Below are 17,914 nucleotides of genomic sequence, written 5' to 3'. Positions count from 1 at the left end.
CGGCTGGATCGCCAAGCCCGCATCTGCGACAGCCTGGTGCGGCAGGGTTCACTCGCGCAGCCGCCAGCCCGTCGCGAAGATCCAGCGGATCGCCGCGCAGCAGACCGCGATCATCAGCGCGACCGCGACCAGCGACACGCCGACCGGCACATCCGCAAGGCCGAAAAAGGACCAGCGAAAGCCCGACACAAGGTAAAGGACCGGGTTCAGCTTGGCGACGCCTTCCCAGAATGGCGGCAGCATGTCCGCCGAGTAGAACGCGCCGCCCAGAAACACCAGGGGCGTGATCACCATCATCGGCACGATCTGCAACTGCTCGAAGCTCTTCGCCCATAGCCCGATGATGAAGCCCAGAAGGCTGAAGCCCAGGGCGGTCAGGACCAGGAAGGCCAGCATCCAGAGCGGATGCAGGATATGGACGCCCACGAAGAAGAAGGAGGTCAGCAGGATCACCAGGGCGATCAGCACCGCCTTGGCCGCGGCCGCGCCCACGAAGCCCAGCGTCACCTCGATCCAGCCCACGGGCGAGACCAGGTATTCATAGATCGTGCCGCTGAACTTGGGGAAGTAGATGCCGAAGCTCGCGTTGCTGACCGATTGCTGCAGGATCGTCAGCATCATCAGGCCGGGCACGATGAAGGCGCCGTATTCCACGCCCTCGACCGACTGGATTCGTCCGCCGATGGCCGCGCCGAAGACCACGAAATACAGGACCGTGGACACGACCGGCGACAGCAGGGACTGCATGATCGTGCGGAAGAACCGCGTCATCTCGTGATGAAAGATCGCCCAGACTCCGGGCCAGTTGACACCGTTCATGCTGTCACCTCCTGACGCGGTTCGGCGACCAGCGTCATGAACACTTCCTCAAGGCTGGATTGCCGCGTGGACACGTCGCGCACCATGATCCCCTGCCCCGCCAGATCGCCCAGCAGCCGCGCGATGCCGGTCCGGTCGGCACGCGTGTCATATTCATAGGCCAGCGACCGCCCGTCCGCCGACAGCCGCAGCCCGCGATCGGACAGCGCGTCGGGAATGGCCGCCAGGGGCTCGATCAGTTCGACCGTCAGGGTCTTCTTGCCGAACTCGCCCATCAGGTCGGCCGTGGGCCTGACCAGCAGAAGCTGGCCCTTGTTGATGACGCCGACGCGGTCGGCCATTTCCTCGGCCTCTTCCAGGTAATGGGTGGTCAGGATGATGGTCACGCCCTCGCGGCGAAGCTGGTCCACGACCTCCCACATCTCGCGGCGCAGGGCAACATCGACCCCGGCGGTGGGTTCGTCCAGGAACAGCACCTTCGGCCGGTGCGACAGCGCCTTGGCGATCAGCACGCGCCGCTTCATGCCGCCCGACAATTCGCGCGTCATGGCGTCGCGCTTGTCCCACAGGGCAAGGCTGCGCAGCACCTGTTCGACATAGGCCTCGTCCGGCGCCTCGCCGTAAAGGCCGCGGGTGAAGCGGACGCAGTTGATGACCTTCTCGAAGGGCTCAAGCGCGATTTCCTGAGGGACAAGCCCGATCAGCTTACGGGCCGCGCGCCAGTCGGTGCGGATGTCGTGCCCGCCCACGCGGACCGTTCCGCCGGTCGGCACCACCAGTCCGCAGATGACCGAGATCAGCGTCGTCTTGCCCGCCCCGTTCGGTCCCAGAAGGGCGATGATTTCCCCTTCGTGGATATCCAGCGACACGTCGCTCAGGGCCTTGGTGCCGCTGTCATACTGCTTGGAGAGGTTCTCGATCTGGATGATCGCACTCATTCCGAAATCCTTTTCACTTGCAACGCCGGGGCTTGGCGCCGCAGCATCGCGACAAGCGCCAGGGCCAGGATGACGAAGCCCGCCGCCCCGGCCAGAAACGCCCCCGGATAACCCAGATGGGCCACCAGCGGCGTCGATGCCAGAGGCGACAGGAACTGCCCCAGAAAAATGGCCGAGGTGATCAGTCCCGACACCAGCCCGCGATAGCGCGCAGGCGACGCGTTCAGCGCGGCGGTGATGAAGGTGGGGATGCAGAAGCCCAGGCCCGCGCCGATCAGCGCGGCGCCCGCCATGGCGATCGCCAGCGACTGCGCCAGGGCGATGGCCGCAAAGCCAAGGGCCAGCAAGGCATAGCCCGTGACCGGCGTGGCGATCCGCCCCAGCCGGATCAGCCCCGACACGACCGACATCACCGCGGCCGAGGCCATCATCGCCCCCATCACCGCCCCCGCATGGCGCGGATCGTCTAGCCCGATGCCCCCCAGGTGATAGGGCAGTTGCGTGGGCACGGCATAGAAGATCACGAAGGTCAGACCGGCCGCGCCCGCCATGACGCCCGCGACCATCCGCCAGCCGGGATCGGCGGGCAGGTCCGGCAGCACACAATGCTCGCGCCCGCCCAAGCGCGGCGGCTCGGGCAGGATCCGCCACAGCAGCGGAAACAGCGGCACCGCAAGCGCATAGATCGCAAAGGGCAGCCGGGGATCGCTTGCCGCCAGGGCGCCTGCGGCCGTCACGAAAAGAAGACCGCCCAGATTGGTCGAGGCCATCTGGTATCCCATCAGGCGCCCGCGCGCCGGGCCGTCGAAGTAATCCCCGATCAGCGCCGCCTGCGCGGTCATGATCAGCGCAACCCCCAGGCCAAGCGCCAGGCGGCTGGCCAGGATCGCCTCGATCGTGGGCAGATACAGCCCCGCCGTTCCCGCCACGGCATAGATCACCAGCCCCCACAGAAGCGGGCGGCGGCGCCCCAGCCGGTCGGTCAGCACCCCCGCCAGCGGCGCGACAACGGCCACCAGCAGCGAAGGCGCCGTGATCAGCAGGCGGGTGATGGTCGGGGCCAGCGGGTCATCGGCGAAGGCGGCCTCCAGCCCCGGAAGCGAGGGGGTGATCGTTGCGTTCGACATCACCGTCAGCATCGCCGTCAGCATCAGCCCCCAGCTGCGCGGGTCGGACAGCAGCCGGTCCATCAGCCGTCATCCCGGGGATCATAGGGCTTGGCATGGCGCGCATGGGCCAGGGCATCGGCCCACCAGTCCAGCCGATGCGCAAAGACCGCCATCGCGGCTTCGGCGGCGGCCGCGTCATTGGCATCGGTGATATGGCCCAGTTCGTCGAACTTGCGCCAGGGCGAGGTGAAGCTGACCGTGTCGCGCAAGGCGACCGTGTGCAGTTCAGCCAGGATGATGCGCAATGCCTCGAGCGCGCGCAACCCGCCCGAGATGCCGCCATAGCCGATCAGCCCCACGGGCCGCGCCCACCATTCGGCAGTGACCGAATCGATCAGCGTCTTCAGGGGGCCCGGCTCGGCGTGATTGTATTCGGGCGTCACGATGACGAAGCCGTCGAGGTCCGCCATCCGGTCGCGCAGGCGCTGGATGGCCGCAGGATCGCCCGTCTGCACCGGCAGCAGGCCAGGATCGGCAGGGTCGATGGTGCGCGTGGCAAAGCCGTGGTGTTCCAGCTGGCGGATCACCCAGAAGGCCACGCGGTCGTTGATGCGCCCTTCCCGGATCGACCCCAGGATCACCCCGATGCATTTGCGTTCCGCCATAAAGCTGTTCCTTGCGTTCCTGATCGGGCTGCGCCCTAAAGACAATCGCCCTTGGTCAAGAACAAGGCGAAAATGCCTGCCCGCACTCTGGCAGGCAGGAGCGTTTGCATCGCCTGCTTGCCGGACCGCTGCGGTGGGTACAACCCCATCCTACAGATAGGACTTTGGATCAGAGTTCTTATGGCCACTCTCGGCGGTCGCGGCGAGAGAAAATCCAGATCCCAAGCCGCATGAATGCGGCACTCAGCCCGCCGATGACCAGAGGTGCAGAAAGGAACGTCATAAGAGCATAGCTGATGTCGCCAGCTGGGTCGTCACGTGATGCGTGCGCTGCCCAGATCAGTGCCAACCCCAACCCTAGTTGCACCACCGCCATGATTGACAACCATCCGCCGCAAAAGCGGTCGGGCAGGAACATCGCAACAACCCCCGTGAGCATCGTCAGACCCAAGGCAGCAACCACGATGAACATGATGTCCGGGTCTGCAAGCATATCCCGGATGATGCCCGCCATGCACCCGATCCCACCTACCCCCGCGCCGCCAGCAGGCTTTCGTCCAGGATGTCCAGCGCCTCCTCGAAGACCGCGTCCGGGATCGTCAGCGGCGCCAGGAAGCGAACCACGTTGCCGTAGACGCCGCAGGTCAGCAGGATCAGGCCGCGCTTCAGCGCCTCCTCGCACACCTTGTTGGTGAAGTCGGGGTTGGGGCTGTCGCTGCCGGGCAGGTTGAACTCGACCGCGTTCATGAAGCCGGGGCCGCGGATGTCGGCGATCTGGGGGATCTGGTCGCGCGCTGCCGCCAGCCGCTGCTTCAGCCGCTGGCCCAGGCGGGTGGCGCGGTCGCAAAGGCCTTCTTCCTCGATCACGTCCAGGACGGCATGGGCCGCCGCCACGCCCAGCGGGTTGCCGGCATAGGTGCCGCCGAGGCCGCCGGGATGGGGGCTGTCCATCACGGCGGCCCGGCCGGTCACGGCGCTGATGGGCAACCCGCCGCCAAGCCCCTTGGCCATCGTCACTAGGTCGGCGGCGACGCCGTGATGCTCCATCGCGAACAGCTTGCCGGTGCGGGCAAAGCCGGTCTGCACCTCGTCCGCGATCAAAAGCATCCCGTGGTGGTCGCACAGCGCACGCAGTTCCGCCATGAAGCCCTGCGGCACCTCGTAGAACCCGCCTTCGCCCTGCACGGGTTCCACGATGATGGCGGCCACGCGCGCCGGTTCCAGATCGGCCTTGAACAGTTGTTGCAGCGCCTTCAGCGCGTCTTCCTTGGACACGCCGTGCAAGGGGTTCGGGAAGGGCAGGTGCCAGACATCGGGCATCATCGGCCCGAAGCCCGCCTTGTAGGGCTGCACCTTGCCGGTCAGCGCCATGCCCATGAAGGTGCGCCCGTGAAACCCGCCCGCAAAGCTGACGATGCCGGGGCGGCCGGTATAATGGCGGGCGATCTTGATGGCGTTTTCCACCGCCTCGGCGCCGGTGGTGGCGAAGATCGTCTTCTTTTCGAAATCGCCCGGGACCAGGCTGTTCAGCCGTTCCGCAAGAGCGACATAGTTCTCGTATGGCACGACCTGGTGGCAGGTATGGGTGAAGCGGTCCAGCTGCGCCTTTACAGCCTCGACCACCTTGGGGTGGCGGTGGCCGGTGTTCACCACCGCGATCCCAGCGGCAAAGTCGATATAGCGGTTGCCGTCCTTGTCCCAGATCTCGGCGTTCTCGGCACGCTCGGCATAGATCTGCGTCGTCATGCCCACCCCGCGAGAGATCGCGGCATTCTTGCGGTCGGTCATGGTGGTCATCGGATTGGCTCTCCCCTTGATTCGGCAGGATGCTAGCGCAGCACCGATGCGCCGAACAGGTCCAGCCTTGCGCCGCCTGCCCCGCCGCGCGATGCTGCCCCACCGATCCAGGAGGTCCCGATGCTGTCCCGCACCCTTGCCGTTCTTGCCGCCACCGCCTCGCTTGCCGCCTGCCAGGACGCAGGCGAACGGTCGGTGTCCATGCTGCGGCCCGGCAGCAGCTTCACCGTGGCGCGCATCGATGGCACCCCCGCCCCCGCCGGCGTCACCCTGGACGTGGGCGAGAGCGGCCGCGTCACCGGCCGCGCGCCCTGCAACCGCTACAGCGGGCAGCTGACCCAAAGCGGCGGCGCGATGACCGTGAGCGGCACCGTGATGACCCGCATGGCCTGCGCAGAGCCTGACCGCATGATGGCCGAGACCCGCTTCGGCATGGCCCTGGGCAGCATCACCGCCGCCCGCCGCAGCGCCGACGGCATCGCCTTGATCGACCCCGAGGGGCGGGAACGCATCGGCCTGATCCCCAACGCGGGCGGCTGAGGCCCGTGTTCCCGATCCGCGATCACAACCCCTCGCAGCAGCGCCCCTTGGTCACCTATGGCCTGATCGCGGCCAATATCGCGATGTTCCTTCTGACCCTGCCGGTCGTGCAGGGCGGAGAATGGCTGTGGGTGCGGCTGGCGCTTTATCCGCTGGCGGTGGTCAACGGGGAACTGATGTGGGGGCTTCTGACCCACATGTTCCTGCATGGCGGGATCATGCATATCCTGGGCAACATGCTGTTCCTGTACATCTTCGGCGACAACCTCGAGGAACAACTGGGTCACATGGGCTTCCTGGTCTTCTACCTGGCCGCGGGACTGTTCGCCGCCGCGGCCCAGATCGTGGCCGAGCCGCTGTCCCCCATCCCGATGGTCGGCGCGTCCGGCGCAATCGCGGGCGTGATGGGGGGCTATCTGCTGCTGTTCCCGCGCGCCAAGGTCGATATCCTTGCGATCTTCATCGTCTTCTTCAAGATCTTCACCCTGCCCGCCTGGGTCGTGCTGGGGGTCTGGCTGGCGATCCAGCTGTTCGGCGGCTACACAACGCCCGGCGATACGGGCGGCGTGGCCTATTGGGCCCATGCGGGCGGCTTTCTGGCCGGCGCGATTCTGGCCCTGCCGCGCTTCCTGCACCTGGGCGGGCCCGGCTTCTGGGCGCGCACCCACGGCTGCCCCCCGCATCCCGAGGCCGTCTATGGCCCCAGCCGCATCCCGCGCGTGGGTCGCTAGGGCTTTCGCCCCAGGCTCATGTGCCGCTTGCGGCCAAAGCCGGGGCGGCGGCTGACCTCGAACCCGGCCTCGGCCAGGGCGCGGCGCACGCCGCCTGCGGCGGTATAGGTGGCGAATGTGCCCCCCGCAGCGGTGCAGCGCCCGACATGGGCCATGATCTCGTCCCGCCACATCTCGTGGTTCTTGGCGGGGGAAAAGCCGTCCAGGAACCAGGCATCCGCCCTGCCCTGCCAGTCCGGCAAGGTCTGCGCGACATCTCCGATCACCAGCCGCAGCCGGACCTGGCCCACCTGGATCTCATCGCCCCCCCAGCCTGCGCGAAGCCGGGCGGCAAGGTCCGCCAGTTCGGGAAAGGCGGCATGGGCCTGTTCAAGCTGCGCGTTGCTCATCGGCCAGGCCTCGAAGCTGGTCATCGTCACCGGAACCGCCGCCACCTGCGCCAGGGCCAGGCAGTTCAGCCCGGTCCCGAAGCCCAGTTCCGCCACGTGAAAGCCGGGCCGCAGCCGCCCGGGCAGGTCGTTGCCGTCAAGGAACACGTGGCGCGTCTCGGCCAGCCCGCCGCCCAGGCTGAAATAGGGATCGTCAAAGCGGGTGGACACGGGGACGCCACCCTCGCGCCATTCAAGCTGCGGGTGGCGGGCGGGGTCGGGATCGGGTAACGCGCTCATGCCCGCAGCTAGGGGAAAGGGACATGCCTTGACAAGCGTCACGATCATCGGCGGCGGCATCTTCGGCCTGAGCTGCGCGTGGGAGATGACCCGCCGCGGTGCGCGCGTCCGCCTGATCGAGGCGCGGCGGATCGGCGCCGGATCATCCGGCGGCCATGTCGGCGCGCTTGCCCCCCATGCGCCGGAAAACTGGAATCCCAAGAAGGCCTTCCAATTGGACAGCCTGCTGATGGCCTCCGGCTTCTGGGCAGGGGTCGAAGAGGCCGCGAACCTGCCCACCGGCTACGGACGCACGGGCCGGCTGCAACCCGTGGCCGATGCCGCTGCCGCGGACCGCCTGGCCGATCGCATCGCCGCCGCGGCGCAACGCTGGCCCGAAGACTGCGCCATGCGGCTGACCGACGCCCCGGTTGGCGCCCTCGTGCCAGACAGCCCCTCGGGCCTGTGGCTCTTCGACGGGCTGACCGCCCGCCTGGCGCCCCGAGCCGCTGGTGCGGCCCTTGCCCAAGCCATCCGCAACAGGGGCGGAGAGATCGTCGAGGGTCAGGCTCCAGGCGACCCCGCAGGCCCGGTCCTCTGGACGACCGGGACGGAGGGGCTTGCGGATCTGTCGCGCGATCTTGGGCAACCCATCGGAAAGGGCGTCAAGGGCCAGTCGGCGCTGCTGCGATACGCCGCGCCAGACGCGCCGCAAATCTTTGCCGAGGCGCTGCATATCGTGCCCCATGCCGACGGCACGGTGGCTGTCGGCTCGACCTCAGAGAACGTCTACGACCATCTCGACCCGGACGACCAGATCGACGGGCTGATCGCCAAGGCCCGCGCGATCTGCCCGCAACTGCGCGACGCCCCGGTGATCGACCGCTGGGCGGGCGCCCGGCCCCGCGCGCGCAGCCGCGCCCCGATCCTGGGGTCCTGGCCCGGCCGCCCGGGCCATTACGTCGCCAACGGCGGCTTCAAGATCGGCTTCGGCATGGCGCCCAAGATCGCGCAGGTAATGGCCGACCTGATCCTGGACGGCCAGGACGCAATCCCCGACGGATTCCGCCTGACCTGATTCACTTTGGTCCAAATATCCTCGGGGCTTCCGAGCGCCCGGAAAAAGGTCCAGTGGATCTTCTTCAGCAAGAAAGGGTCTGGCAGGCCGGGGTGCAGGCAAAGCGCCCCCGGTTATCGATTGCCGTCAGGCAGGCAACGGCGACACGCCGATCAGCAGCGGATGCAGATGCAGCAGCGCCGCCCAGACCAGCACCGCCAGCAGGATCCGCCGCCATGTGACCCGGAACACCTTTGGCAGCCCTGACCGCGCCAGCCCCGACACCGCAAAGACCCCCATCCCGCCGAAGAAGACCGCATGGGCCAGATCGCCATTGGCCACCAGATGCGCGCCGGCCCAAAGGGCGAAGGCCGTCACCAGCCCCGACATGCCGCGGGACAGCGCGGCAAGCAGGATCGCCGCCGGCATGGCCATGTTGACCAGCCAGCGGCTCCAGCCCGGCTGGTCCCACAGGTGGACGTAAGGCGCCCGCCCCGCCGCCAGGATCAGCCAGAACAAAAGCCCGATCGACAAAAGGCTGAATGCGGCCAGGTATCCCCGCCGCCCCAGCCGGGCCACCAGCCGGGCTCGCGGGCCGGGCAGCATGGGGACCAGGTGCGCGCCCAGAAAACAGGCCCATGCGGCCGCGTATTCGATCCATCCGGTCATGCAGGGCGATCTAGCCGCTTGCAGGCCGGTGCGCCAGCGGGTGAAACTGCGGCAAAAGGGACAACACCATGACCACACGCCTTGACCATGCCTTCCAGGCCATCGACGCCGCCAATGCCCGGGATCCGAACCTGGACGACGGGAAGCCTGCGAACCTGCTTTACGGGCAGCGGATGACGGAACAGCAGCAGCACCTTTTCCCCCAGGCCTCGGACGCGTTGCGCATCGCTTGCCGGGGCCAGCATATCGAACGCTGGCTTCTGCCGCGCGACGCCTATCCGATGGACCGGGCGGGCTATCTGCAATGGCGCCAGGAACAGGGCCGCCGCCATGCCGACCGCATTGCGGGGATCATGGCCTACGCGGGCTATGGCCAGGACGACATCGATCAGGCGCGCAGGATGCTGACCAAGCAGGGGCTCAAGCGCGACGATCAGGTGCAGGCCCTGGAAGACGTGATCTGCTTCACCTTCATCCGCTGGTACCTGGGCGACTTCATGGCCGCCATCCCCGACGAGAAGATGGACCGCATCATCCAGAAGACCGCCGCCAAGATGTCACCCGAAGGCCGCGCCCGGGCCTTGGAGGAGTTTCCCATGGCCGAGGCCCTGGCCCGGCATTTCCGCCAATGACGCGTCCCGTGACCAGCAGGGCCGTCATCGTGTCTCACGGCCAGCCCGGAGATCCCGGCCCCCAGCAGCAGGCCATCGAGGATCTGGCCGCCCGCGTCAGCGCCTGCGACCCCGGCTGCGCCGTCGCGGGCGCGACACTGGCCATGCCCGGCGCGCTTGCGGCGGTGGCCGGCGACGACAGCCTGATCTATCCGATGTTCATGGCCGAAGGCTGGTTCACGCGGTCCGAGTTGCCCCGCCGGCTGGCCCAGGCCGGCGCGGGCGGGGCGCGGGTGCTTCGGCCCTTCGGCACCGATCCCGCGCTGCCCGGTCTGATCGTGGCCCAGGCCCATGCGGCGGCGGCGGCGCAGGGCTGGGCGCCGGGGGACACGACGCTGCTGCTGTCGGCGCATGGGTCGCAGCGGTCGCAGGCGTCCTTTACCATCACCACCGCGCTTGCGGATCAGATCGCCCCGCATTTCGCGCGGGTGGTGACCGGCTTCGTGGAACAGGAACCCTTCTTGGCCGATGCCGCCCAGGGGCTGGACCATGCGGTCAGCCTGCCGTTCTTCGCGCTTCGGGCGGAACATGTGCTGGACGACCTGCCCCAGGCGCTGGATCAGGCGGGCTTTACCGGCCCGCGCCTGGACCCCATCGGCCTTGCGCCCGAGGTTCCCGCCCTGATCGCCGCCAGCATCCGCGCCGCGCTATAGGTCCTTGGCGTAATAGGCATATCCGGCGACCTCGGTGAACCCCAGCCGGTCATAGGTGGCCCTGGCACCGCCATTGGCCCGGCTGACGGCCAGGCCGATCCAGGTCGCCCCGTGGTCCGCTGCCCATTGGGCCGCCTGGCGCATCAGCCATCCGGCAAGTCCCCGGCGGCGGAAGGCGGGCAGCACCTCGACCGCATGGACCATCGCCACATCGCCCGCGATCGCCGCAAAGGCCGCGCCCGCGGCGCGGTCGTCGATGCGGCCCAGGATCGCGGTCTTTGGGGCGGGCACCCGATCCATCACCGCCTGCCGCATCGGACCGATGTTGCCCGCCGCCCAGATGTCCCGCTGGATCGCCAGGGGCGGCCAGATCGCGAAGGTGGTCAAATAGGGGATCGGCTGCCCGGTCAGGGCGGCGACAGGGGCCTGCATGATCGCGGTCGGTGTCTCGCGGCGGTAACCTGCGTCCTGAAGCGCGTCCGCCAGGCCGTCGTCGGTGTCTGGGACGCGGAACATCGGCTGCTGCCGCCAGCGGCGATGGATGGCCTCGACCGCCGGAATGTCGCCCTTGGTCCAGCGGCCAACGGCTCGCGCCGAACTGACCCGGCCGCCCGCCCCAAGCCCGCGCCCCACGCGAAATCCGCCTGCATCGGCATATTCGGCGGCGGGCCAGGTATCCTCGAAGGCCCGGGCCAGGGCGGCATCCATCACAGGGCCAGCCGCTGCTTCAACACCGTCATGGCCTGATCGACCCGCGCCGCATCCAGACCGCGCACCACAAGGTTCGTGCCCCAGCCGGTCGGATCCTGGAAGGGATAGGAGCCGAGCGACAGGTCGGGAAACTCAGCCGCGACCGCGCGCAGATCCTCGGCCACGTCGCTTTCGCCGCGCCGCACCTCGACGCTTTGGGATTGGACGGGGCGGCCTGCAGACAGGCGCGGGATCAGCCAGTCCACCATGCCCCGGAACACCTCGGGGACGCCCGCCATCACATGGGTATTGCCGATGGAAAAGCCCGGCGCGGCGGACACGGCATTCTGGATCAGCGTGGCGCCCAGGGGAACGCGAGCCATGCGCAGCCGGTTCTCGGTCAGCTCGACCCCCATGCGGTCGCAGCGGGCCTGCAGCAGGGCGCGCGCCTCGGGGTGGATCTCCAGCACCGTGCCATGCGCATCGGCCACCGCATCGGCGGTGATGTCGTCATGCGTCGGGCCGATCCCGCCCGAGGTGAACAGCAGATCGTAATCCCCGCCCAGGCTGCCATCAAGCGCCCGCACCGCCGCCACGATCCGGTCGTGATCGTCAGACACCACGCGGATTTCGCGCAGGTCGAAGCCGGTGGCGGACAGCACCTGCGCCAGGTGATGCGCGTTTCCTTCGCGCGTGCGGCCTGACAGGATTTCGTCCCCGATCACCAGGATCGCCGCCGTCGGATTGTCGGATTGCATTGCCCCGCCCCCTGAAACCTGTATTGCCACGCATCTATGCGCAGGTGCAGGGCTGGAACAAGGGACCGCGCGGGACTATCTATGCCCCCAGATGAAAGGATCACCGATGGACCAGAGCCACATCACCAAGGAAGGCATCCGCATCCACGCACGCGAGGATTTCGACGGGATGCACAAGGCAGGGGCCGTGGCATCGCAGATCCTGGACGAGGTAGGCCCGCTGGTCCAGCCGGGCGTCACCACCGGCGCCCTTGACGATTTCATCACCCGCCGGGTTGCGGAACTGGGCGCCACCTCGGCCACCATCGGCTATCGCGGCTACGAACATGCAAGCTGCATCAGCGTGAACCATGTCGTCTGCCACGGCATCCCGGGCGACAAGGTGCTGTCGAACGGCGACATCCTGAACATCGACGTGACGGTGATCCTGGATGGCTGGTATGGGGATACCAGCCGGATGTACGTGGCCGGCAAGGCATCGATCAAGGCCAAGCGGCTGATCCAGGTGACCCATGACGCGCTGATGAAGGGGATCGAGGCCGTGCGCCCCGGCGCGACCTTTGGCGATATCGGCGCGGCGATCCAGTCTTACGCCGAAGGGCGCGGGATGTCGGTGGTGCGCGACTTCTGCGGCCACGGGCTGGGCCGGGTCTTCCACGCGCCGCCCAACGTGCTGCATTTCGGCCGCCCCGGCAAAGGCCCGAAGCTCGAAGAAGGCATGTTCTTCACCATCGAGCCGATGATCAACCTGGGTCGGCCAGAAACCAAGGTCCTGGCCGACGACTGGACCGCGGTGACCCGCGACAAGTCGCTGTCGGCGCAGTTCGAACATTCCATCGGCGTGACGGCAGACGGGGCCGAGATCTTCACCCTCTCGGACAAGTTCTTCCCCGAATTGGACTGACCGGCCCTTCCGGTCAGCCCCGGCCGTCCGGCTCCGGCTTGACCCGCATTACCGCGCAATACAGCGCCGGCACGAAGACCAGCGTGATCAGCGTGCCTGCGATGATGCCGCCCATCATCGAGAATGCCATCGGCCCCCAGAACACCTGGCGCGAGATGGGGATCAGCGCCAGCGAGGCCGCCGCCGCCGTCAGCAGGATCGGACGGGCGCGGCTGTCCGACGCCTCGAACACGGCCTGCCACTGGCTGCGGCCCTTGTGCAGCAGTTCCTGGATCTCGTGGACCAGGATGACCGAGTTGCGGATCAGGATGCCGATCAGCGCCAGGATGCCCAGGATCGCGACAAAGCCCATCGGCACGCCGAAGGGCACCAGCACCGCGACCACGCCGATCAGGCCCAGGGGTGCTGCGGCAAAGACGATCAGCGACAAGCGGAAGCTTTGCATCTGCGCCATGACCAGGAAGGCCATGATCAGCAGCATGACCGGCACCACGGCCGCGATCGGTTCCTGGCTGTCGGCCGAAGTCTCGACCGTGCCGCCCACCGTGATCGTCACCTCCGAGGGCAGGCTCGCCTGGAACTCGGCCACCGCGGGGGCAAGCGCGCTGACCAAGGTGGCGGGCTGGTCCCTGGTCGCCACGTCGGCCTTGACGGTGACGGTGGGAAGTCCGTTGCGCTGCGCGATCAGCGGCTGTTCGGTCGCATAGTCCAGCGACACGACCGAGGACAGCGGCGTCCCCTCGCCATTCGGCAGCCGCAGTTCCAGGTTGCGGATCGATTCGATCGAGGTGCGGTCCTCGGCCTGCCCCCGCCCGACCACGTCGATCAGGAAGATGTCGTCGCGCAACTGGGTGATGACTTGGCCCGAGAACAGCGCCGACAGCGTGTCGGCCACGTCCTGGCTGGTCAGGCCCAGCCGCCGCACCTGGTCCTGGTCGATCTGCAGCCGCACCACGCGCGCAGGCTCGTTCCAGTCCATCGAGATGCCGCGCAGCCGGGGTTCGCGGGCCAGCACCGCCGCCAGGCGGCGGGCCGTGTCCCGCGCGACATCCGCATCAGGGGCGCTGACGCGGTATTGCACCGGCTTGCCGACCGGCGGCCCGATTTCCAGGTTCTTCACATAGATGTCCACGCCCGGAAACTCGCGCGCCGCCTTGTCCATCAGCAGCGCCTTAAGCCGGTCGCGCGCCGCAAGGTCGGGCGTCTGGATCACGATCTGGCCCATATAGGGTCCGGGCGTCGGCACATCCATCGCCAGCACGAAGCGCGGCGCGCCGGTGCCCACATAGGATGTCCAGAACAGCACGTCCTCGTTCCCTGCCAGGACCTGTTCCAGCCGGTCCATGTCCTCGCGGGTCCGGGCGATCGAGGTGTTCTGGCGTTCGACGATATCGACCAGAACCTCGGTCCGGTCCGATGTGGGGAAGAACTGCTGCTCGACGAAACGCATTCCCCAGACGGACAGCGCGAACAACGCCAGCGTGACGGCGATCACGATCCACTTGAAGCGCATCGACCACAGCAGCAGCCCGTGGAAGCGGCGGCGCAGCCAGCCAGGCTTGGGCTGATGGTGGGCGTCGTAGCGGCGCAGGAAGGTCACCCCCAGAAGCGGCGCGAACAGCACGGCCACAATCCAGGACACCACCAGCGACACGGCGATCACCACGAACAGCGAAAAGGTGAACTCGCCCGCGGCCGAGCTGTTCAACCCAATCGGGATGAAGCCCGCGACCGTCACCAGCGTCCCCGTCAGCATCGGGAATGCGATCGAGGTCCAGGCATAGCTGGCGGCCTTTTCCAGCGTTTCGCCGATCTCGAGCCGGGATATCATCGTCTCGATCGCGATCATCGCATCATCGACCAGCAGCCCAAGCGCGATGATCAGCGCCCCCAGCGAAATGCGCTGCAGGGTGATGCCGTAAAGATCCAGGATCACGAAGGTTATGGCCAGGCACAACGGGATGGTCATGGTCACCACCATGCCTGCGCGCAGGCCCAGGCTGATAAAGCTGACCACAAGGACGATGATCACGGCCTCGGCCAGGGCCGTGACGAAATGGCCCACGGCATCCTCGACGACATGAGGCTGGTCGGCAACCTTGGCCATCTCGATCCCCACGGGCAGTTCAGCGGCCACGCGCGACATCAGCGCGTCCAGATCCTTGCCGAATTCAAGGATATTCTCGCCTTCGCGCATCCCGACCTGAAGGCCGATGGCGGGCTTGCCGTTATATCGGAACAGCGATTGCGGCGGATCCTGATAGCCGCGCCGCACGCTTGCCACGTCGCCCAGGTTGAAGAACCGCTCGCCCACGCGCAGGTTCACGGCGGCGATGGATTCAGCGTCGTCGAACTGCCCGCCCACGCGGACCAGCACCTGTTCCGGCCCCGCCTGGATCACCCCCGACGGCACGATCGCGTTCTGCTGGGCCAGCGTCGCCACGACCTGCTGCTGGTTCAGCCCCAGGGCTGCCAGCCGCGCGGCCGAGAATTCAAGGTAGATCTGCTCGGACTGCTCTCCCAGAAGCTCGGTCCGGCCGGCGGCGTCCAGGGCGGCCACCTGCTTGCGGATGCGTTCGACCCGGTCGCGCAATTCGCGGGGGCTGTAGCCGTCGGCGGTGAAGGCATAGATGTTGCCGAAGACGTCGCCGAAATCGTCGTTGAACTGGAAGCCCGCGAATTCCTGCGGAAATTCGGGTCGAATATCCGACATCATCTCGCGCACGCGCCTCCAGATGTCGGGCACCTGCGGGCCGCGCGTGGTGGGCAGCAGTTCCAGATAGACGACCGCCTGCCCCGGCATGGTCACGGACCGGGTGAAGTAAAGCTCGTCCAGTTCCTCGAGCTTGGTTTCGATCCGGGTGGTGACCTGCTTCAGCGTTTCCTCGACCGTGGCGCCGGGCAGGGCCGCGCTGATCACCATGATCTTGATGGTGAAGTTCGGGTCCTCCTCGCGACCCAGGTTGTTATAGCTGATCGTTCCCGCCACCAGCGAGATGATCAGCAGGAACCACACGAAACTGCGGTGGTTCAGCGCCCAGTCCGACAGGTTGAAGCCCTTCAAGGCTGGACCCTTTCCCCGACGGCCTGGCCGTCGGACAGCGAATTGACGCCCCGGATCACGACCTCGTCGCCCGGGTTCAACCCCTGGGACACGAGGACGCGCCCGTCGAAATCGGCGGCGGGGGTGATCGGCACGGCCTCGACATGGGCCGCTTCGCCATTGCGCAGCACGCGCCAGACATGGGGGGCGCCGTCACGTTGGAAGATGGCCGATGACGACAGCATCAGCGCAGGCTCGCTGGCGGTCCCCAGCCGGGCACGGATCAGGGCGCCCAGCCGGAAGGGCGCGTCGGGCGGCAGCGTCAGGTAAAGCCGCCGGGTGCGGGTGGCGCTGTCGGCGGTGGGGTCGATCCGGTCCAGCGTGGCGCGGACCTGCCGGTTCGGGTCCGAAAGCTGCCAGATCGTGAAGACCGCGTCCGCCGGCAGCCCCGCAAGCGCGGGTTCGGGAAGGTCGATCAGCGCCTCCCGCTGGTCCTCGGCCGAAAGCTGCAGGACGGGCGTGCCCGCCCCCAGCACGCTGCCCGGCGCCTCGTAGACGGCGCTGACGACGCCCGCGAAGGGCGCGGTCATGCGGGCATAGCTTTGCGCATCACGGGCCTGGACCAGTTCCGACTGGGCCTGCTCGGCCCCTGCCTCGGCAGCTGCGGCGGCACGTTGGGCCTGTTCCAACTGGGCGGCCGTGGCGACGTTGCGGGCGGCAAGCGCCTGCGTGCGTTCCAGCGTCAGGCGCGCGGTGTCGCGCTGAACCTCGGCCGCAGCCAGGGCGGCCTCGGCGGCGCGGGTGGTGGCGGCCAGATCCTCGGACGCGAGGTTGGCCAGCACGTCGCCCCGTTCGACCCGGTCGCCCAGGTCGACAGGGCGCGAGACCATCCGGCCCAGCGTCTGGAAGGCCATCGTCACCTGCGTCTTCGACGCAACCACCCCCGGCACCCACCGCGCGTCCTGTCCGCGATCCTCGACGATCTCGGACACGATGGGGCGGACGGGTCCGCCTTCCTCGGCGTGGCCTTCGAGACCAAGCCAATCAGGCAGGCTCAGTGACTGCGCCTGCAAGGGCAGGACCAGCACCGGAAGGATCAGGGCAAGGGCGCGGATCACGGCAGCACCTCGGCCCGCTGGACCTGGCGGCCGGGATAAAGAAGCTGGGATCCCGCCCCGACCACCACGTCGCCGGCCTCGATCCCCTTGGACAGATAGACCACGCCGTTCGAGAAATGCGCGATGCCCACCGGCACCAGGCTGACCCGGTTGTCCCCATCCACGCGCCACACCGCCGGCTGGTCGCCGTCGCGCATCAGCGCCGTCCAGGGCACCGCGATGCCCCGATCGACCGACAGGTCCACATGACCCCGCACCGCCGCACCCAGCAAGGCGGTATCGGCGGGCACGTCGGCGATCGCGACGCGCAAGGTGACCGTGCCCGTCGCGGGATCCACGAGGGGCGAGATTTCGGTGACCGTGCCCTGCATCTCGGGCCGGTCGATGTCGATGGTTTCCAGCCGCACGGCCTGGCCCATCGCGCTGTGCAGCCGGGGGTGGTCGGGCGCGTCGAACACGGCCTCCAGCCCGTCAAGCGCGGCCAGCGTCAGCACCACCTGCGCCGCGCCGACCACCTGCCCCGGAGCCATGTCGCGAGAGGTCACGACCCCATCCTCGGGCGCGCGCAGAACGGTGTCCTGGACCGCACGGCGGGCCTGTTCAAGCCCGCTTTCCGCACGCTCGACAGTGCCCTGCGCTTCGGACAAGGCCCGCAGGGCATCATCCCGCGCGGCGCGGGTGCCGACGCCCCGTGACAACAGCGCCTCGGCCCGGTCGCTGGCCTGCCGGGCCTGCGAAAGACCCGCCTGTGCCGCGGCCAGCCCCGCCTCGGCCACCCGCAGCGCCTGGTCCTGCTGGACCGAATCCAGCCGCGCCAATTCCTGGCCCTGGCGGACCCGGTCGCCCCTGTCGACCAGCACGCCGGTCACGCGCCCGGGCTGGCGAAAGCTCATCTGCACGCTGTCTGTCGCGGTGATGCTGCCCGACAGTTGCAGGTCAAGCGCGACGGGCCTTTCCTCGGCCGATACCATCTCGACGCGCAGCAGGTCATCCTGCGCGGCCGCGGGGGGGACCGGCAGACAGGCAAGAAGGAACCAGGAAAGCAGCCGCACGCGCATCGTCATGACCCAACCGGACGCAATATATCTGGTTCACAACAGTCCAT

The 17,914-nt window shown here is 68.0% G+C and carries 19 protein-coding genes; 6 read left to right on the top strand and 13 right to left on the bottom strand.

Annotated elements, in window-relative coordinates; all coding sequences use genetic code 11:
• Positions 1-48: 48 nt before the first annotated feature.
• From IE224_RS04425 to IE224_RS04400, 6 genes are all read right to left on the bottom strand, one after another.
• The gene (locus IE224_RS04425) at positions 49-819 is read right to left on the bottom strand and encodes an ABC transporter permease (RefSeq protein WP_191308371.1); all 771 of its coding nucleotides are present in this window, start codon (positions 817-819) and stop codon (positions 49-51) included.
• Positions 816-1,757 (bottom strand): ABC transporter ATP-binding protein, encoded by a 942-nt coding sequence (locus tag IE224_RS04420; RefSeq protein WP_167621127.1) that lies wholly within the window; start codon positions 1,755-1,757, stop codon positions 816-818. Before IE224_RS04420 ends, IE224_RS04425 begins: the two co-directional genes overlap by 4 nt.
• Positions 1,754-2,947 (bottom strand): MFS transporter, encoded by a 1,194-nt coding sequence (locus IE224_RS04415; RefSeq protein WP_191308369.1) that lies wholly within the window; start codon positions 2,945-2,947, stop codon positions 1,754-1,756. The genes IE224_RS04420 and IE224_RS04415 overlap by 4 nt, the downstream gene beginning before the upstream one ends.
• Positions 2,947-3,531, bottom strand: a complete 585-nt coding sequence (locus IE224_RS04410; RefSeq protein ID WP_191308367.1) for an NADPH-dependent FMN reductase — start codon at positions 3,529-3,531, stop codon at positions 2,947-2,949. Before IE224_RS04410 ends, IE224_RS04415 begins: the two co-directional genes overlap by 1 nt.
• 178 nt (positions 3,532-3,709) lie before the next feature.
• Positions 3,710-4,045 carry a hypothetical protein gene (locus tag IE224_RS04405; RefSeq protein WP_191308365.1) on the bottom strand — a complete coding sequence of 112 codons (336 nt, stop codon included), beginning with the start codon at positions 4,043-4,045 and terminating at the stop codon, positions 3,710-3,712.
• 14 nt (positions 4,046-4,059) lie between these two features.
• Positions 4,060-5,328 (bottom strand): 4-aminobutyrate--2-oxoglutarate transaminase, encoded by a 1,269-nt coding sequence (locus IE224_RS04400; RefSeq protein ID WP_191308363.1) that lies wholly within the window; start codon positions 5,326-5,328, stop codon positions 4,060-4,062.
• A gap of 120 nt (positions 5,329-5,448) precedes the next feature.
• Between IE224_RS04400 and IE224_RS04395 the strand changes: the two genes are divergently transcribed.
• The gene (locus IE224_RS04395; RefSeq protein WP_191308361.1) at positions 5,449-5,868 is read left to right on the top strand and encodes an META domain-containing protein; all 420 of its coding nucleotides are present in this window, start codon (positions 5,449-5,451) and stop codon (positions 5,866-5,868) included.
• Positions 5,869-5,873: 5 nt separating this feature from the next.
• Positions 5,874-6,599 (top strand): rhomboid family intramembrane serine protease, encoded by a 726-nt coding sequence (locus IE224_RS04390; RefSeq protein WP_167621121.1) that lies wholly within the window; start codon positions 5,874-5,876, stop codon positions 6,597-6,599.
• Here the strand turns inward: IE224_RS04390 and mnmC2 are convergent.
• Complete coding sequence (gene mnmC2, locus IE224_RS04385) at positions 6,596-7,267, bottom strand: tRNA (5-methylaminomethyl-2-thiouridine)(34)-methyltransferase MnmC2 (RefSeq protein ID WP_191308359.1); 672 nt, start codon at positions 7,265-7,267, stop codon at positions 6,596-6,598. The genes IE224_RS04390 and mnmC2 overlap by 4 nt on opposite strands.
• Here mnmC2 and IE224_RS04380 point away from each other — a divergent pair.
• The gene (locus IE224_RS04380) at positions 7,266-8,324 is read left to right on the top strand and encodes an NAD(P)/FAD-dependent oxidoreductase (RefSeq protein WP_191308357.1); all 1,059 of its coding nucleotides are present in this window, start codon (positions 7,266-7,268) and stop codon (positions 8,322-8,324) included. The genes mnmC2 and IE224_RS04380 overlap by 2 nt on opposite strands.
• Positions 8,325-8,450: 126 nt before the next feature.
• On the opposite strand, the gene IE224_RS04375 is transcribed toward IE224_RS04380, so the two are convergent.
• Positions 8,451-8,972: an NnrU family protein gene (locus tag IE224_RS04375; protein WP_167621118.1), complete on the bottom strand. Its 522-nt coding sequence runs from the start codon at positions 8,970-8,972 to the stop codon at positions 8,451-8,453.
• Between the two features lie 68 nt (positions 8,973-9,040).
• Between IE224_RS04375 and IE224_RS04370 the strand changes: the two genes are divergently transcribed.
• Positions 9,041-9,604, top strand: a complete 564-nt coding sequence (locus IE224_RS04370; protein ID WP_191308355.1) for a DUF4202 domain-containing protein — start codon at positions 9,041-9,043, stop codon at positions 9,602-9,604.
• An 8-nt stretch (positions 9,605-9,612) separates the two neighbouring features.
• Positions 9,613-10,296 carry a CbiX/SirB N-terminal domain-containing protein gene (locus tag IE224_RS04365; protein ID WP_229849242.1) on the top strand — a complete coding sequence of 228 codons (684 nt, stop codon included), beginning with the start codon at positions 9,613-9,615 and terminating at the stop codon, positions 10,294-10,296.
• Here the strand turns inward: IE224_RS04365 and IE224_RS04360 are convergent.
• A complete protein-coding gene (locus tag IE224_RS04360; RefSeq protein ID WP_191308350.1) occupies positions 10,291-11,004 on the bottom strand; it encodes a GNAT family N-acetyltransferase in 714 nt (237 codons plus the stop codon). The two genes, IE224_RS04365 and IE224_RS04360, sit on opposite strands and share 6 nt — an antisense overlap.
• Positions 11,004-11,744 (bottom strand): competence/damage-inducible protein A, encoded by a 741-nt coding sequence (locus IE224_RS04355; RefSeq protein ID WP_191308348.1) that lies wholly within the window; start codon positions 11,742-11,744, stop codon positions 11,004-11,006. Before IE224_RS04355 ends, IE224_RS04360 begins: the two co-directional genes overlap by 1 nt.
• 106 nt (positions 11,745-11,850) lie before the next feature.
• Between IE224_RS04355 and map the strand changes: the two genes are divergently transcribed.
• The gene (map, locus tag IE224_RS04350) at positions 11,851-12,648 is read left to right on the top strand and encodes a type I methionyl aminopeptidase (RefSeq protein WP_167621113.1); all 798 of its coding nucleotides are present in this window, start codon (positions 11,851-11,853) and stop codon (positions 12,646-12,648) included.
• Between the two features lie 13 nt (positions 12,649-12,661).
• On the opposite strand, the gene IE224_RS04345 is transcribed toward map, so the two are convergent.
• The 3 genes from IE224_RS04345 to IE224_RS04335 are packed head-to-tail and all read right to left on the bottom strand — an operon-like array spanning position 12,662 to position 17,873.
• The gene (locus IE224_RS04345; protein WP_191308346.1) at positions 12,662-15,712 is read right to left on the bottom strand and encodes an efflux RND transporter permease subunit; all 3,051 of its coding nucleotides are present in this window, start codon (positions 15,710-15,712) and stop codon (positions 12,662-12,664) included.
• Positions 15,709-16,809 carry an efflux RND transporter periplasmic adaptor subunit gene (locus tag IE224_RS04340; protein ID WP_191308344.1) on the bottom strand — a complete coding sequence of 367 codons (1,101 nt, stop codon included), beginning with the start codon at positions 16,807-16,809 and terminating at the stop codon, positions 15,709-15,711. The genes IE224_RS04345 and IE224_RS04340 overlap by 4 nt, the downstream gene beginning before the upstream one ends.
• Complete coding sequence (locus IE224_RS04335) at positions 16,806-17,873, bottom strand: efflux RND transporter periplasmic adaptor subunit (protein WP_191308342.1); 1,068 nt, start codon at positions 17,871-17,873, stop codon at positions 16,806-16,808. Before IE224_RS04335 ends, IE224_RS04340 begins: the two co-directional genes overlap by 4 nt.
• Positions 17,874-17,914: the final 41 nt, after the last annotated feature.

Origin of the sequence: Paracoccus aerius (assembly GCF_014656455.1) — a bacterium.
Classification (GTDB): Bacteria; Pseudomonadota; Alphaproteobacteria; order Rhodobacterales; family Rhodobacteraceae; genus Paracoccus; species Paracoccus aerius.
This window is presented reverse-complemented; position numbering and strand designations above follow the sequence as displayed.